At 55.6% G+C, this 14,645-nt stretch carries 17 protein-coding genes; 5 read left to right on the top strand and 12 right to left on the bottom strand.

The window, feature by feature from the left end:
• The first annotated feature begins 16 nt into the window (after window positions 1-16).
• Window positions 17-631, top strand: a complete 615-nt coding sequence (locus tag ABWV79_RS00625) for a class I SAM-dependent DNA methyltransferase (protein ID WP_353389689.1) — start codon at window positions 17-19, stop codon at window positions 629-631.
• Window positions 628-1,506 carry a tRNA glutamyl-Q(34) synthetase GluQRS gene (gene gluQRS / locus ABWV79_RS00620; RefSeq protein WP_353389687.1) on the top strand — a complete coding sequence of 293 codons (879 nt, stop codon included), beginning with the start codon at window positions 628-630 and terminating at the stop codon, window positions 1,504-1,506. The genes ABWV79_RS00625 and gluQRS overlap by 4 nt, the downstream gene beginning before the upstream one ends.
• Here gluQRS and hisI read toward each other — a convergent pair.
• The gene (gene hisI, locus ABWV79_RS00615; protein WP_353389685.1) at window positions 1,492-1,881 is read right to left on the bottom strand and encodes a phosphoribosyl-AMP cyclohydrolase; all 390 of its coding nucleotides are present in this window, start codon (window positions 1,879-1,881) and stop codon (window positions 1,492-1,494) included. The two genes, gluQRS and hisI, sit on opposite strands and share 15 nt — an antisense overlap.
• Window positions 1,882-1,929: 48 nt before the next feature.
• Between hisI and ABWV79_RS00610 the strand changes: the two genes are divergently transcribed.
• Window positions 1,930-2,382, top strand: a complete 453-nt coding sequence (locus ABWV79_RS00610) for an iron-sulfur cluster assembly scaffold protein (RefSeq protein ID WP_170751153.1) — start codon at window positions 1,930-1,932, stop codon at window positions 2,380-2,382.
• Window positions 2,383-2,440: 58 nt separating this feature from the next.
• Window positions 2,441-3,079 (top strand): MarC family protein, encoded by a 639-nt coding sequence (locus tag ABWV79_RS00605; RefSeq protein ID WP_170751151.1) that lies wholly within the window; start codon window positions 2,441-2,443, stop codon window positions 3,077-3,079.
• Between the two features lie 184 nt (window positions 3,080-3,263).
• On the opposite strand, the gene ABWV79_RS00600 is transcribed toward ABWV79_RS00605, so the two are convergent.
• The 5 genes from ABWV79_RS00600 to sciP all read right to left on the bottom strand — a co-directional run bounded on the left by ABWV79_RS00600 (window position 3,264) and on the right by sciP (window position 8,918).
• Window positions 3,264-3,386, bottom strand: coding sequence for a hypothetical protein (locus ABWV79_RS00600; protein ID WP_280635687.1), 123 nt, complete (start codon window positions 3,384-3,386; stop codon window positions 3,264-3,266).
• Between the two features lie 101 nt (window positions 3,387-3,487).
• Window positions 3,488-5,578 carry an ATP-dependent DNA helicase RecG gene (recG, locus tag ABWV79_RS00595; RefSeq protein WP_353389682.1) on the bottom strand — a complete coding sequence of 697 codons (2,091 nt, stop codon included), beginning with the start codon at window positions 5,576-5,578 and terminating at the stop codon, window positions 3,488-3,490.
• Window positions 5,575-7,701, bottom strand: coding sequence for an NAD-dependent DNA ligase LigA (ligA, locus tag ABWV79_RS00590; protein ID WP_353389680.1), 2,127 nt, complete (start codon window positions 7,699-7,701; stop codon window positions 5,575-5,577). The genes recG and ligA overlap by 4 nt, the downstream gene beginning before the upstream one ends.
• A 124-nt stretch (window positions 7,702-7,825) precedes the next feature.
• The gene (ctrA, locus tag ABWV79_RS00585) at window positions 7,826-8,542 is read right to left on the bottom strand and encodes a response regulator transcription factor CtrA (RefSeq protein ID WP_353389678.1); all 717 of its coding nucleotides are present in this window, start codon (window positions 8,540-8,542) and stop codon (window positions 7,826-7,828) included.
• An 82-nt stretch (window positions 8,543-8,624) separates the two neighbouring features.
• The gene (gene sciP / locus ABWV79_RS00580) at window positions 8,625-8,918 is read right to left on the bottom strand and encodes a CtrA inhibitor SciP (protein ID WP_353389676.1); all 294 of its coding nucleotides are present in this window, start codon (window positions 8,916-8,918) and stop codon (window positions 8,625-8,627) included.
• 128 nt (window positions 8,919-9,046) lie between these two features.
• On the opposite strand from sciP, the gene mnmA reads away from it, so the two are divergent.
• Window positions 9,047-10,192, top strand: a complete 1,146-nt coding sequence (mnmA, locus tag ABWV79_RS00575) for a tRNA 2-thiouridine(34) synthase MnmA (protein ID WP_170751143.1) — start codon at window positions 9,047-9,049, stop codon at window positions 10,190-10,192.
• 3 nt (window positions 10,193-10,195) lie between these two features.
• Here mnmA and ABWV79_RS00570 read toward each other — a convergent pair whose 3' ends face one another.
• From ABWV79_RS00570 to ABWV79_RS00545, 6 genes are all read right to left on the bottom strand, one after another.
• Window positions 10,196-10,771 carry a hypothetical protein gene (locus ABWV79_RS00570; protein ID WP_353389675.1) on the bottom strand — a complete coding sequence of 192 codons (576 nt, stop codon included), beginning with the start codon at window positions 10,769-10,771 and terminating at the stop codon, window positions 10,196-10,198.
• 4 nt (window positions 10,772-10,775) lie between these two features.
• Complete coding sequence (gene lpxB / locus ABWV79_RS00565; protein WP_353389674.1) at window positions 10,776-11,930, bottom strand: lipid-A-disaccharide synthase; 1,155 nt, start codon at window positions 11,928-11,930, stop codon at window positions 10,776-10,778.
• Window positions 11,930-12,724: an LpxI family protein gene (locus tag ABWV79_RS00560; RefSeq protein ID WP_353389672.1), complete on the bottom strand. Its 795-nt coding sequence runs from the start codon at window positions 12,722-12,724 to the stop codon at window positions 11,930-11,932. The genes lpxB and ABWV79_RS00560 overlap by 1 nt, the downstream gene beginning before the upstream one ends.
• Before the next feature lie 4 nt (window positions 12,725-12,728).
• Window positions 12,729-13,514 (bottom strand): acyl-ACP--UDP-N-acetylglucosamine O-acyltransferase, encoded by a 786-nt coding sequence (gene lpxA / locus ABWV79_RS00555; protein ID WP_170751136.1) that lies wholly within the window; start codon window positions 13,512-13,514, stop codon window positions 12,729-12,731.
• Window positions 13,511-13,984, bottom strand: a complete 474-nt coding sequence (gene fabZ / locus ABWV79_RS00550) for a 3-hydroxyacyl-ACP dehydratase FabZ (RefSeq protein ID WP_170354127.1) — start codon at window positions 13,982-13,984, stop codon at window positions 13,511-13,513. The genes lpxA and fabZ overlap by 4 nt, the downstream gene beginning before the upstream one ends.
• Before the next feature lie 72 nt (window positions 13,985-14,056).
• Window positions 14,057-14,641 carry an OmpH family outer membrane protein gene (locus ABWV79_RS00545; protein WP_170354126.1) on the bottom strand — a complete coding sequence of 195 codons (585 nt, stop codon included), beginning with the start codon at window positions 14,639-14,641 and terminating at the stop codon, window positions 14,057-14,059.
• Window positions 14,642-14,645: the final 4 nt, after the last annotated feature.

Here is a 14,645-nt window from a genome sequence, read left to right as displayed (position 1 = left end):
AGCCTAACATGGTGATATGAGCGATGATTATCTAAAAGACGTCTATGGCCTCGACACGCCCGAGGCCACTCGCGATCACTATCAGAAGTGGGCCTCATCCTATGATTCCGAAGTCGAGGCGCACGGGTATGCAACCCCCGGCCGCGTGGCCGAGGCGCTCTGGTCCAAGCTTCCCGAACCTCAGACGCCAATTCTGGATTATGGATGTGGAACTGGCCTGTCTGGCGAGGCCCTGAACGCTGTCGGATTTCAGGTGATTGACGGCATCGACCCGACGCCCAAAATGCTGGAAGGCGCAAAGGCCAAAGGCGTTTACCGAACCCTCAGCACTTTTGATATCGCAGATCCGAACCCGTTGAAAGTCGGAGGCTACAAAGCCATTGCTGCAATCGGTGTAATAAGTGTAGGCGCCGCGCCGCCCGAGACGTTTGATATGCTGATGAATGCATTGCCCACAGGCGGTCTACTCGCATTTTCCTTTAATGATCATACGCTTGAGGACCACACCTATACTTGCCGCCTGAACGATTGGCTTGATATGGGGGCCGCGCGGCTGCTATTGCGCGAATATGGTCCGCACCTTCCTGGAATGGACCTTAAATCCGACGTCTACATTGTTGAAAAAGCGTGACATTCACAACCAGGTTTGCACCTTCTCCGACCGGCCCATTACATCTTGGGCATGCCTATTCGGCGCTGCTGGCCAGCGATATGGCTACGGATCAGCAAGGCGTATTCCTTTTGCGGATCGAAGATATCGACCGATCCCGCTCTAGAACGCATTGGGAAGATCAGATTTATGATGATCTTGAGTGGCTTGGATTAAGCTGGCCAAGCCCGGTTCTGCGTCAGAGCGAACGCCTGCAAGTATATGAAGCAGCACTTGAGGACCTCTGGTCGCAAGGCCTGCTGTATCCTTGTACATGTAACCGCAGGGATATCGCCGCAGCCGCCAGCGCACCGCAGGAGGGTGCTCCTCTCTTAGGGCCGGACGGGCTTATCTATCCCGGAACCTGTCGTAACGCAGCCATTCGGACGGGTGCTATGCCGCGAAATGTTCCTCTGCGGTTGGATATGGAGCAAGCCGGTCGGGTCGTCCCCCCCCAAATCGAGATGAATTTCCCGGAAACCGGCTTTGGACCGAACCGTGAAACCGGGCAAACTTCATTCAGCCGGGCAGATTTGGTTAATACGATTGGAGATGTCGTTCTCTCGCGCCGAGATATGGGTACGTCTTATCACCTGTCGGTGGTTCTGGATGATGCCGAACAGGGAGTAACGCGGGTCGTGCGTGGGCGCGATCTGTTCGAGGCAACTCGAATCCATATTCTTCTACAAATTCTTCTGGGGCTGCCGCGCCCCTCTTATCACCACCACAGCCTGATCCGCGACGATATAGGTAAAAGACTGGCCAAGCGGGATGATGCCCGCGCTATTTCCAAATACCGGGCTGATGGAGCCAGCCCGGAAGACATTCGTGAGATGGTGGGCCTACACCATCGGTGACATCAGCTCGACCTCATCACCGTCACGAACTGCAGTGTAAAAACAGCTGCGCCTGTTCGTGTGGCAGGCCGGTCCTGTTTGTCGCACGACGACCAGCAGGCAATCCCGATCACAGTCGACGCGAAAATCAACCAACTCCTGCACATGGCCCGAGCTTTCGCCCTTGATCCAGAAGGATTGCCGGGATCGAGACCAATAAGTTACGCGCCCGGAGGACAGCGTTTTTTCAATCCCCTGCATGTTCATCCAGGCCATCATCAACACCTCGCCCGAGTTTTCGTCCTGGGCGATGGCGGGGATTAAACCGGCCTCGTTGTATTTTAAGGTGGAAGGGTCGAAGGCGACTGTTCCTGTCATGGTAAAAACCTTTTGCATCCCGATGGATGCTGACTATGTATGGGGAACAGTCAATGAGGGAAAGCCATGTCCGGCGAAAATGACCTGATCAAGCTCTACTCCGGCCGCATTCTTGCTTTGGCTTCCGATATTCCGCATCTGGATCGGTTGGAAAACCCGGATGCCACGGTGAAAAAACGCTCGCCTTTGTGCGGGTCAACCGTAACGGTTGACGTCAAGCTAGAGAATGGGCGCGTCTCCGAATTCGGGCAGGATGTTAAAGCATGTGCTTTGGGCCAAGCCTCTGCTGCTGTCGTCGGAGCTGGCGTTATCGGAGCCACACGGGCACAGGTCGAAACTGCGCGCGATCAGTTGTCGGCGATGTTGAAGAAAAACGGCCCTGCCCCAGACGCGCCATTTGATGGCCTAGAGGTTCTGATGCCCGCGCGGGATTACAAGAACCGGCATGCCTCAATCTTACTGGCGCTGGATGCCACCGCCGAGGCAATGGAACAGGCCGAACAAGCCAATTGCGCCTAAGCGTAGCGTTTTCTTGTGATCCGGTCTAACTTCCTGTGAAATCAGCGGAGCGACCGATTTGAATAATCTGCTCGAACACTTTGTGACGCTTTGGGTCGTTATTGATCCCATCGGTACTATTCCCGTCTTCATCGCAGTCACCGCCGGGCTAGAGGCCGCGGCTCGGCGCAAAATGGCGCTGCTGGCGTCAGTTATCAGTGCCGGTGTTCTGCTGTTCTTTCTTGTCTTTGGCCAGTTGTTGATCGAGGCGCTGGATATCGGCCTTAATTCCTTCCAAGTGGCTGGAGGGATCATCCTGTTTCTATTCGCACTCACAATGATATTCGGCGAAAGTAAGCAGGACGTTGAACAGAAAGCGGCCGAGGACGACGAGCAGGACAAGTTACATCAGCACAATCCCGCGATATTTCCTCTGGCAGTTCCATCTTTGGCCTCGCCTGGCGCGATGTTGGCTATTGTCATTCTAACCGACAATAACCGCTACAGTGCCGCGGATCAGGGCATCACTGCGCTAGTTATGCTTTCAGTTGTCGCGGTTGCGTTTGTGCTGATGTTGTTAGCCGAGCCTATTATTCGCCTGATCGGACATTCCGGAGCAGCGATAATCAGCCGCGTAATGGGCATGATACTTGCTTCGGTCGCGGTGAATTCAGTCCTGTCGGCGATGTTGGAAATCATGAAAACCGGTCAGCTATAAAAAAGCCGCCGCACCTTCCGGGCGGAAAGGGCGGCGGCAGGCTGTGCGTGTCTCATGTGGGGTCCGGAGGTCCGCGCAGGGCCGAGGCATGGCCCTTCAAGGGAATTGGGACAGGCAGGTCACCCTTGATTCAGATGGGGATGACAGCGCGGGATATTCGGCACGAGATCGCAGGCAGAAAGGGTCAGAACACTGCAGGAAGGTGAAGAGCGACCATCAACATGACCACCAAAGACACCGCACCCACCGCATCTTGCAGTAAAGTTGTGTGCGAGCGGCTTATCGCGGTCTTGATCTGGGTCAGCATGGGTCACCTCCGGTCAGGGTTTTAATCCTTTGTTGACCTTTTGTTCTCATATTTCCCCGAGTCGGTAAAGAACTTTTTGAGAACATTTGCGAACTTTATTGTTAACCTACTGAAATTAAACGGATCGCTTCATCCTGCTTCATTAACCACAATAGAACGCGAACGGCTTTGCCCCGTTTAGTCGTAAGTTTTGGATCCTTACCCAGTAAATTCCGGGCATCGCTTTGGGCGATCGCCATCAACCCGGCTTGCCGCTCAAGATCGGCAATTCTGAACTTGGGTAGACCAGACTGCGCCGTGCCGATCAGATCACCGGCGCCGCGCATTTGCAGATCGGTCTCGGAAATTCGAAACCCATCTTCTGTCTCGCGCAGTACCTCTAGCCGCTTGCGTCCCCCGTCGCTCAGCGGCGCTTGGTACATCAACAAGCAAGTCGAATCCGCCTCTCCTCGCCCGACTCGACCCCGCAACTGATGTAGCTGGGCGAGTCCGAAAATTTCCGCGCGCTCGATTACCATGATGGAGGCGTTCGGGACATTCACCCCGACTTCGATAACAGTCGTCGCCACAAGAACTTTGGTGCGACCCTCTTGAAAGGTTTTCATCGCGGCGTCTTTTTCGGCAGCGGGCATCTGGCCATGTACCAGACCGACCACGCCTTCACCCAGTATGGCGCGCAGCCGCTTGAACCTTTCTTCAGCCGCAGTCAGGTCTGAGACCTCGGATTCGTCTACCAATGGACAAACCCAATAGCATTGACGACCTTCGTCGATGGCACGGCGCAGATGGCTGACAACTTCCTCCATTCGATCGGTGCTGACGATGGCGGTTTTGATGGGTTTTCGACCCGGTGGTTTTTCGTCAAGAACCGAAACGTCCATGTCGCCATATTGCGCCAAAGCAAGGCTGCGAGGGATCGGGGTGGCCGTCATGACCAATACATCCGCGCCCTGCCCTTTTTCAGACAGTTCCATTCGCTGACGCACCCCAAACCTGTGCTGTTCATCCACAATCGCCAACCGCAGCGCGTTGAACTCTACATCACTTTGAAACACCGCATGTGTACCAACAAGGATATGAATGTTCCCCTGTTGCAGCGCCGCCAACTTGGCGCGCCGCTCGGCCCCTTTGTCGCGTCCGGTCAGGATTTCAAGCACGATACCAGCCTGTTCAGCCAACGTGCGCAAGCCTTCCAGATGCTGTCGCGCCAAGATTTCAGTTGGTGCCATCATGACGCCCTGACCACCGGCTTCGACGGCCACCAACAACGCCATGAACGCCACCAGTGTCTTCCCAGCTCCGACATCGCCTTGCAACAGTCTGTTCATACGCGCATCAGAGGCCATATCGGCAGTGATTTCGTTGATCGCCCGCATCTGCGCACCAGTCGGAGTGTATGGCAGGTTTTGCAGAACCTTGGATTGTAATCGCCCTGTGCCGATGCTCACAATACCGCGGGCCTTGCGTTCGCGTTGCCGTGCCAGTGCCAGCGTTACCTGATGCGCAAACAGCTCATCATAAGCCAGCCTTTGCCGCGCGGGAGCATGCGCGGACACATCGTCGGCCCCGTTTGGTCCATGCGCAGCTGTTATTGCATCGATCCAACTTGGCCACTCCTGCTGTCCCACCTGAGCCGGGTCGATCCACTCGTCCAAAGCGGGAGCGCGGGACAAAGCACTACGGGTCGCCTTGAACGCGACTTTTTGCGTCACGCCTTGCGTCAAATGATATACCGGTTCGAACTCGGGAATGTCACCAGCGCTTTCGATGGGCAGGATATGGTCGGGATGAACCATCTGAGCCATTCCATCAAACAACTCCAACTTACCCGAAATGATCCTGCGCGCGCCCTCTGGCAGCACCTTCTTGAGGTAATCGCCACGTGCATGGAAAAAGACCAACTGGAATTCCGTTTGCGCATCCTCGACATGGATGCGGTAAGCACCGCCCTTGTTGCGCGATGGGCGGTGCACACCAACGGTTACCTCAACCGTCAGTGTAGTTGGCAGATCGACACCCTGAATCGTTTTCCTTCTGCGCCGGTCGACAACCGCGTAAGGCAGCCCGAATAGAACATCGCGCGGAGTTTCGACACCAGATTGCGTGAGATTTTGCGCAATTTTGGGGCCGACACCGTCTAAAGTTTCCAAACGGGCAAATAAGGGAAACAGAAGTTCAGGACGACCACTCATGCCGAACCAATCAGTTGCAACCAGCCATCTTCATCAAGGGTCTGAATGCCAAGTTCGGCAGCTTTCTTTGCCTTCGATCCGGCTCCTGGTCCCGCCACAAGAATATCGGTCTTTTTACTGACAGACCCAGATACTTTGGCACCCAATGCCTCTGCCCGGGCCTTGGCCTCGGCTCGGGTCATTTTTTCCAACGTCCCTGTGAAAACGACAGTTTTCCCGGCGACGGGGCTGCCACTTGTATCGGGGCGTTTTGCATCCTCAACGTCCAGCTGGGCAACGAGTGAATCAATCGTTTCACGTTCTGCCACTTGCGCGAAAGCTGAGACCAGAGCCCTGGCCATGACCTCACCCACGCCATCAATGGCCAACAGGTCTTCCCACTCAGGCCCGTCAAAGCTGCTGGCTGCCGTGATTGCAACTTCGAACTCATCCCAAGCGCCATAATGGTTCGCCACAAGATTCGAGGCGGCCTCTCCCATATGTCGAATACCGAGCGCGAATAGCAGGCGACCAAACGGAATGCGCCGCTTTTCATCAATGGCGTCCCAAAGATTACCGACGCTTTGTGCGCCCCAACCCTTTCTGTTTGCCAGCTTGTTAAGGTTCGCAGAATCCCGTTGTTGCAATGTAAAGATATCGACCGGAGTTTTGATCGGCAGATCCGGGTCATCATAGAACATTTCTATTTGCTTGGCGCCCAACCCCTCGATATCGAACGCCTTGCGAGATACAAAATGTTTCAATTTTTCAACGGCCTGCGCGGGACAAACGATTCCACCTGTGCAGCGCCGGACGGCATCCCCTTCCTCACGCACTGCATCACTGTCGCACTCGGGGCATCGCGTCGGGAAGATGAATTTTTCCGCGCTGGCTGGTCGTTTAGCTATATCAACGTCAGCCACTTTTGGAATGACATCCCCAGCGCGATAGACCTGAACCCAATCTCCGACGCGAATATCCTTGCCGTCGCGAATGGTCCCGCCTTTTGCATCGCGCCCAGCGATATAGTCTTCATTGTGCAAGGTCGCATTGGACACGACCACGCCGCCCACGGTGACCGGATGCAGCCGAGCGACCGGGCTAAGCGCCCCAGTGCGTCCAACCTGAATATCGATAGCCTCTAACCGGGTCCAAGCAAGTTCCGCCGGAAACTTATGCGCAATTGCCCATCTTGGTGTGGTGGATCTGAACCCAAGACGCGCTTGCAGCGAGAGGTCGTTTACCTTGTAGACAACTCCATCAATGTCGTAGCCCAAAGTCGATCTCTGAGCCTCGATATCGCGATAGTGGTCCAGCATCTGCCGGGTTGTGTCGCATAATGCGGTCAACGGGTTTGTTGAAAAACCGTAAGCGGCCAGTTGCTCAATCGCCGCCATCTGCGTCGTCGCCAAAGGTTGAGACAGATCGCCCCATGCATATGCAATAAATCGCAACGGACGCGCGCGCGTGATCGATGCATCCAACTGCCTGAGAGACCCGGCGGCCGCGTTCCGAGGATTGGCAAAAGTCTTGTCCCCTGCCTCGGCCTTCCGTGCATTCAGAGCGTCAAAATCAGCTTGCGACATGTAAACTTCGCCGCGTACCTCCAGAATCTCTGGTGCATTTTTTAGAACATGCGGAATGTCTGCAATAGTACGCGCATTGGCCGTAACATTTTCACCAACCTCGCCGTCGCCACGCGTCGCCGCCTGAACCAATTCCCCATTCTCGTAGCGCAATGATAACGATAACCCGTCGATCTTCGGTTCGGCAGTAAATGCCACGGGCACAGTATCGTCGAGTCCGAGATATTTCCGAATCGAGCGTGTAAAATCAGCGACATCCCCGTCTTCGAAGGCATTTCCAAGGGACATCATGCGAACCGCATGTGTCACCTTTGAGAATCCATCAGCCGGGCGCGCACCGACCTGCTCTGACGGGCTGTCGGAACGTTTTAGATGTGGGAAACTCTGCTCAATGGCAGAGTTTCTTGCTTTGAGCGCGTCGTATTCCGCATCGGAAATATCCGGCGCATCTTCTGCATGATATTTTTGGTTTGCCTGTGCAATCAGCTCTGCCAACCGCGCAAGCTCTGCCTGCGCTTGACCTTCTGTCAGCTCTGAAACCGGAATTGAATTGCTCATGGCCTCGCCCCGTCACGTCTTCTTGGACCTCAGTGATAGGGCGAGGCCATGGTCAGGTCCAGATGTGCTGTTCAGTGAGTGAGCAGGCCGCCCCGGACCAAAGCGTCTGATGTTTTGGGAAAAGTCAGGCCCCGACGGCAAGTCGGCGGTCATCCATACTGTTGCTTTGCGGATCGCGAAGCACATAACCCCTGCCCCAGACGGTTTCGATGTAGTTTTCTCCGCCGGTTGCATTGCTCAGCTTTTTGCGGAGTTTGCAGATGAAGACGTCAATAATCTTAAGTTCCGGCTCGTCCATTCCGCCGTACAGATGGTTCAAGAACATCTCCTTGGTTAACGTCGTGCCTTTACGAAGGCTCAGAAGCTCCAGCATTTGGTACTCTTTGCCTGTCAGGTGAATGGTTTGCCCCTCGACCTCTACCGTTTTCGCATCCAGGTTAACGGCGACACGCCCTGTATGGATAACGGATTGCGAATGCCCTTTTGAGCGCCGGATGATCGCGTGGATACGGGCCACCAGTTCTTCCCGATGGAATGGCTTGGTCATATAGTCGTCAGCGCCAAATCCGAAGCCTTTGATTTTGCTTTCCGTATCGTCGGCACCCGAGAGGATCAGAATAGGCGTTTCCACCCGCGCAATGCGCAACTGCCGCAAAACTTCATGGCCATTCATGTCCGGTAGGTTCAGGTCCAGCAAAATCAGATCATAATCGTAAAGCTTGGCCAGATCGATCCCCTCTTCGCCCAGATCCGTCGCATAGACATTCAGGTTCGCGTGGGTTAGCATCAACTCGATGCTCTTCGATGTTGTGGGATCATCCTCGACAAGAAGTATACGCATTTACTGCTCCAATTCGGTTCAATTTACCAATTCAAATCAAACCTGCTCAAAAATGGTTAATCTGACGTTACCGTTGAATCATTTATTCACTTTCATCTTTAGGTTGTCGATATTTTTTTAATGCGGTCGCCTTTAAAGCATCTGTTCCGTGTTCTGCGACCGCGGAAACCCACGAATTGAATTCTTCATCACTAAGCCCATAGCGTTTTTTGGCATCGGCCAAGGTGATCAACCCATAAAGGACGCCACGTACAACAATCACTTTCCGCGACGCGACCCAACGTGTGGTGGTATCCGGAGGTAGGTCCGATCTGGATAAAACCGTTCCATCCGGCAGGGTTACGGAGCGTGGCCCTTCAACTTTGTGCAAATACATCTTTCCAACCTTTTCTGCTGCGACAAAGCTGACACCACCCTACTTAATGTGCGGTGAAACCGCCCCTTGAGAGTGTGTAGAATTTTCCTATATTCTGCCGGTCTTTCTTAACCCGCACTGGAATCGTCATGGCCCTCGATACCGAGACACCGCTAAACTCGCTTGGTTTTGCCAAACCGCCCTCGGAAACCCGGGTGGTCGTAGCCATGTCTGGCGGTGTGGACAGTTCTGTCGTCGCCGCCCACCTGGCCGATCAGGGGTACGATGTGGTCGGTGTGACGCTTCAGCTTTATGACCACGGCGCGGCGTTGGCCAAGAAGGGCGCGTGCTGCGCTGGGATCGACATCCACGACGCCCGGCGTGTTGCCGAGGAACGAGGCTTTCCGCATTATGTTCTGGACTATGAGAACATCTTCAAGGACGCGGTGATTGATGAATTCGCCGACAGTTATCTGGCGGGCGCAACCCCGGTCCCTTGCATTCGCTGCAATGAGCGTGTGAAATTCAAGGATCTGCTGGAAACTGCCAAGGATCTTGAGGCAGACTGCATGGCGACCGGCCATTATATTCAACGCAAAATGGGCCCCAACGGTCCGGAACTGCACAGCGCCGAGGATGCGAACCGCGACCAGTCCTATTTCCTGTTCTCGACCACACCCGAACAGTTGTCGTTTCTGCGCTTTCCCTTGGGACACTTGCCGTCCAAGGACGCCACACGTGAAATGGCTGCGCAATATGGGCTGGCAGTAGCGGATAAGCCCGACAGTCAGGACATCTGCTTTGTACCCAATGGCAATTACGCTAGCGTCATCGAAAAGCTGCGCCCCGGTGCGGCTGAACCTGGCGAGATTGTTCATGCCGATGGCCGCGTGTTGGCGCAGCATGACGGTGTGATCCATTATACGATCGGGCAGCGCCGCGGTCTGGGTATTGGTGGTCTGACTGAGCCGCTTTATGTGGTCAAGCTGGACGTGGATAAAAAGCAGGTCGTCGTTGGTCCAAAAGAAATGCTGGCCACCCGCACCATCCCCGTGCGCGAGATCAACTGGCTGGGGGATGAGCCCTTTACCTCGCGCGACGAATGGCACCTAAAGGTCAAAGTCCGCTCAACCCGTCCCCCGCGCGAAGCGATCCTCCGCCCGCTTTCGGACACGACGGCCGAGGTCGAGTTGCTGACCCCCGAAGAAGGTGTCTCGCCGGGGCAGGCCTGTGTGTTTTATGCGTCTGAGGGAAGCCGGATTTTCGGCGGCGGTTGGATCTGGCGAGGGTACTGATTGCTAAAGCACGTCGGTTGGCGTGTTAAGCAAAATATAAAGACCGACCAAGATCATGACATAGGGTGTGATCCTCTCAAGCCGTGTGAAACGTGGCGCAAGGCTTTGAGCATGCGGCGCCCCTATCACGGCGATTGCGGAAACCCCCAAAATGGCGACAACCGCTCCGATCAGGGCAGCAAATCGAAACGCCGTGGTTGAATCGGCAAGTAACGGGGTCATTGCAGCCAATGTGTCGATGGACAGGCTGAGGAACAGGGCAGTGATTGACGAGACGTGACTGTAGTCCTGCGTCTCAGTCGTTCCGTGTAGGGTGAATTGCCGCCAGAGACCGCGCAGGCCCAAAACCAAGGGGATGACGCCCAGATAGCCGATCCATGACAGTATGCCAGTTTGGCTCAGCCCGCTGGCAATGGCGAGCGACACGATCAGAATACCGAGTTGGGCGATAATAAAGCCCATCGCAGCGCGACGGGCGCTGACCACCACGATCAGACCAAGTAATACCGCCAGATTGTCCAGATTGGTCGACACTGTGACCAAAGCCGCGGAAATTGCGAATAACAGATGCTCTAGCATCGGTTCAGCGCATTCTTTCTAAGACGGCATGGGCAGCGCGTAGGCCGGGTGCCTCGCCGCCTCGCCCAAGCCGGTCCATGGTCAAATCCATCGCATGTTTTTGCGCCTCCGGCGCATTGGCCACGCCTGACAATGCCGAAGCAATTTTCTCTGGCTGGCACTCATCCAGCAGGCACTCAGGTACCGTGCGGGTTTCAGACACCAAGTTGACCAGCGTAACCGTATCAAGTTTCACCATCCGTTCGGCCATTTTCTGCGTCAACCAACTGAGCCGGTAGGCGATAACCATAGGCGTCGCCTGTGCTGCCAGTTCCAGCGATACGGTGCCCGACGCGGCCAATGCCAGATCGGCAGCGGCGAAGGCAGCCCGTTTCTGAGAGACCGCCTTGTCCGATGGTATGTCACGCGGGTCGACAACGACCGGATTGCCGGGCCAGTTCTGGATATGGGTTTGGACAGTATCAACCATATGCGCCACAGCCGGCACCACGACGCGCGTATCTGGGCGGTCCTGCAAGTACAGGGCTAAAGCCTGACCAAAGACCGGAGCCAGCCTGTCAACCTCACCGCGCCTGGAGCCGGGCAATGCAAGCACCAGCGGCGAATTTGCTAAATCATAGGCGTTGCGAAACGCCGCGATCTCGTCGTTGGTTGCAACAGGTTCGCTGGCGACAGGATGCCCGACGAAATCGCACTCCATACCCGCGCGTTCCATATAGGGCGGCTCGAACGGTAACAGCGCCAACACGTGGTCGATCACCTTGGCCATCTTGTCCGCACGCCCCGGACGCCACGCCCAAACGCTGGGAGCCACATAGTGAACCGTGCGGATGTTGCTTTGCGCTTTTACCAACTTGGCGACACGTAGCGAAAAGTCTGGGCTGTCGATGGTGATCAGAACATCGGGTTTTGTATCCAGAACCGCCTGCGCAGTTTCGGCAATACGGCGTTTCAGATGGAAGAATTTGGGCAGCACTTCGACCAGTCCCATCACCGACAGTTCCGACATTGGAAAACGGCTGTCCAAACCCTGCGCTTGCATCAAAGGGCCGCCAACCCCGTCAAACTGTACCTTAGGTTCAAGGGTGCGCAGCCCCTCCATCAAAGCGCCGCCCAAGCGGTCGCCCGAGGGTTCACCGGCGACCACGAAAACACGCATCAGATGGTCCGCTCGCGCACGTAAAGGAACAGACCCAACCGGTCACATTCGGCAATGACCTGTTGGCGTTGCAGCACCATCACCCCACCCTTTTCGATGACAATCCCCGCTAAACCGGCGGCGACCGCGTCCGAGACCGTATCCGGCCCAATCGCTGGCAAATCCGCACGACGGTCTTGATCGGGTTTTGGGGCCTTGAACAGAACACCCCCGCCTGCATCCGGTCGTTGCGTCAGAGATTGCAGCATCCAGGCTGTGCCGAAAATCCCCTCAACTGCGAGCGCTTGTCCCTTCGAGACAACGCAGGCTTGCCCAATATCCGCAGCGCCCATGGCACGCACAATGCCTGCTGCGCGATCGGCATCGGTTAGGTCCGCCTCTGATGGCCGGGCCTCGGTCAGTGACCCAAGTCCAGGCAGCAGATTGGGGGCTATTTCATGTGCGGCGCGGACCTTGAGGCCCGCCTCCTCGAAGATCCCGATCACGGCGCGCAACGCTCCATCATCACCAGACATGATGGCCCGCTGCAAAATGGGCACCAAAGGCATGGTTGCAGCATCGATACGGCTGGGATCAATCGCTGGTCGTTGGACCGCGCCAGCCATACAGATTTGCGTTACGCCACGCGCTTTCAAATCTGCAATGAAAGTTCCTAACTGCTCGAGTGGAAAGGTGACGTCGGCATCCAGAACATCTGGTGGAAACCCGTCCATCGCACAGATGACAGGACGTTCAGCCAGTTGGGCAACCACCTCGGCGGGTAAAGCCCCTGTTCCCGCGATCAATGCCAGCATCGGTTCATTTCCTCGGGGTCAGGAAGGATCGATCTGATTGCCCGGTAACGAAATCCACGATCCGCTGGACATATTCACTCTCATTTTCGGCACCGACGCGATGCGCGCGCTCCATGAACGTCCCGTCTCCGGTCGACAGCTCTTTGAACGCGGCACGCAGAGCCGAGATATCCTCCCGCGAAACGCCTTTGCGTTTCAGGCCGACTAAATTGAGCCCGTCCAGTTCGCCCCGCGGTGCCTGAACCAAGCCGTAGGGAATGACGTCATTTGGCACCATGGTCAGCGCACCAATAATGGCCCCTCGCCCGACCCGCACCCATTGATGCAAGCCCGAGATACCGCCCACGATCACGTCATCCTCGATGATGCAATGTCCGGCGGCTCCTGCGTGGTTCACCATGATGACCCGATTGCCAATCTGCACGTCATGCGCCACATGCACACCGGCCATCAACAGGCAGTCATCGCCGATCCGGGTTACGCCGCCACCGCCCTCGGTTCCCGTGTTCACGGTCACATGTTCACGGATCCGGTTACGTTTGCCAATTTCCAACCGCGTATTCTCGCCGCCGAACTTCAAGTCCTGCGGGATCTCTCCAATGACCGAGAAATTGAACACAACGGTCTCATCACCGATAACTGTGTCGCCTGTGACAACAACATGCGATTTCAATTCAACGCGCTCGCCCAGCTTGGCTTGCGCACCGACATAGCAGAACGGACCGATGATACAGCCTTCACCAATCTGCGCGCCGTCTTCGATAATTGCGCTTGGATGGATGCCGTTCATGTCGTCTTTTCCATGTCCCAGTCTACATACGCCGAGAATTCAGCTTCGGCGGCCACTTCGCCATCCACAGTCGCGCGACCTGCAAACTTAAAGATCTTCCCGCCCTTTTTGCCCCGCACGGTTTCAACATGCATTTCCAGCACATCGCCTGGAACCACTTTGCGGCGGAATTTGCATTTGTCGATGTTCATGAAGTAGATCAACAGCTCGCTGTCGATCACATCCATACCCACCCCCAGCATTACACCTGCAGTCTGTGCCATCGCTTCAACAATGGTAACGCCGGGCATGATCGGAGTGCCGGGAAAGTGACCCTGAAAATGGGGTTCGTTCATTGTGACATTCTTGATCCCGACAGCAGACTGATAGCCGGAAATATCAACGACTTTGTCAACCAGCAAAAACGGATAGCGATGCGGCAAGATCCGTTGGATCAGCTGTATGTCTGCGCTCTTGGTTTCCGTCGTCATCGTATCGTCGTCCCGTACTGGATTGCTGTTTGACGCGTGGTTAGCAACACCGCGCCTTGAGGGCAAGCAAACCTATTCGTCAGTTTGGCTTTCTAGCGCTTGACCGTCTCCGATCGCGGCGTTTATCCGCGCGATGGCTGTCTCGGTCACATCCGTACGGTCCGAGCTGAGAAAAACGCTCGACCGTTCGATGATGACCGTGGCCCCGGTCTCACGCAACAGGTCGATCAGGACTGGTTGGATCGTTTCAAAGAACAATTGCTGCGCTTCTTCACTTCTGCGAGACAAAGCGTCCAGCTTGGCGCGTTGTCCATCGCGGTGTGTCTGAACCTTGTTGTCGAACGCCTCGGCCAAAGGACGGAACTCTTCTGGAGTCACTTGCGTGCGCAGTTCCGTCAGATCCTTTTCCTCTTTACTAAGTTCGACGACGATCCGCTCATTCTCCTCCGCCAGCAAAGTTCCTTCGGCCTCGATCTCACGCAAAACGCGCTGACCGAATTCCGAGTCCGCAAACAACCGCTCGCTTGAGATGGTCAAAACCGTCGACGATGGAACCGAGAGTTGCTGCGCCTGTGTCGCAGAAACGAAAAATGCACTCAGCAAAACGCACAGGGCCCATAAAGGGCCCTGCAGCTTAGACTGTATCAAGTCTGACATCGCC

The organism is Ruegeria sp. HU-ET01832 (assembly GCF_040371315.1).
GTDB lineage: Bacteria > Pseudomonadota > Alphaproteobacteria > Rhodobacterales > Rhodobacteraceae > Ruegeria > Ruegeria lacuscaerulensis_A.
The sequence above is the reverse complement of the archived record's forward strand: the minus strand, read 5'-3'. Positions and strand labels throughout refer to the sequence as shown.

Excerpts from the sequence above, each read along its gene's own strand:
- ABWV79_RS00560 (WP_353389672.1), bottom strand. The coding sequence starts at position 12,724 with ATGCTGGCATTGATCGCGGGAACAGGGGCTTTACCCGCCGAGGTGGTT.
- ABWV79_RS00545 (WP_170354126.1), bottom strand. The coding sequence starts at position 14,641 with ATGTCAGACTTGATACAGTCTAAGCTGCAGGGCCCTTTATGGGCCCTG.
- ABWV79_RS00570 (WP_353389675.1), bottom strand. The coding sequence starts at position 10,771 with ATGCTAGAGCATCTGTTATTCGCAATTTCCGCGGCTTTGGTCACAGTG.
- mnmA (WP_170751143.1), top strand. The coding sequence starts at position 9,047 with ATGGCCCTCGATACCGAGACACCGCTAAACTCGCTTGGTTTTGCCAAA.
- recG (WP_353389682.1), bottom strand. The coding sequence starts at position 5,578 with ATGAGTGGTCGTCCTGAACTTCTGTTTCCCTTATTTGCCCGTTTGGAA.
- ABWV79_RS00625 (WP_353389689.1), top strand. The coding sequence starts at position 17 with ATGAGCGATGATTATCTAAAAGACGTCTATGGCCTCGACACGCCCGAG.
- ligA (WP_353389680.1), bottom strand. The coding sequence starts at position 7,701 with ATGAGCAATTCAATTCCGGTTTCAGAGCTGACAGAAGGTCAAGCGCAG.
- ABWV79_RS00600 (WP_280635687.1), bottom strand. The coding sequence starts at position 3,386 with ATGCTGACCCAGATCAAGACCGCGATAAGCCGCTCGCACACAACTTTA.
- fabZ (WP_170354127.1), bottom strand. The coding sequence starts at position 13,984 with ATGACGACGGAAACCAAGAGCGCAGACATACAGCTGATCCAACGGATC.
- lpxA (WP_170751136.1), bottom strand. The coding sequence starts at position 13,514 with ATGAACGGCATCCATCCAAGCGCAATTATCGAAGACGGCGCGCAGATT.
- ABWV79_RS00610 (WP_170751153.1), top strand. The coding sequence starts at position 1,930 with ATGTCCGGCGAAAATGACCTGATCAAGCTCTACTCCGGCCGCATTCTT.
- hisI (WP_353389685.1), bottom strand. The coding sequence starts at position 1,881 with ATGCAAAAGGTTTTTACCATGACAGGAACAGTCGCCTTCGACCCTTCC.
- lpxB (WP_353389674.1), bottom strand. The coding sequence starts at position 11,930 with ATGCGTGTTTTCGTGGTCGCCGGTGAACCCTCGGGCGACCGCTTGGGC.
- sciP (WP_353389676.1), bottom strand. The coding sequence starts at position 8,918 with ATGTATTTGCACAAAGTTGAAGGGCCACGCTCCGTAACCCTGCCGGAT.
- ctrA (WP_353389678.1), bottom strand. The coding sequence starts at position 8,542 with ATGCGTATACTTCTTGTCGAGGATGATCCCACAACATCGAAGAGCATC.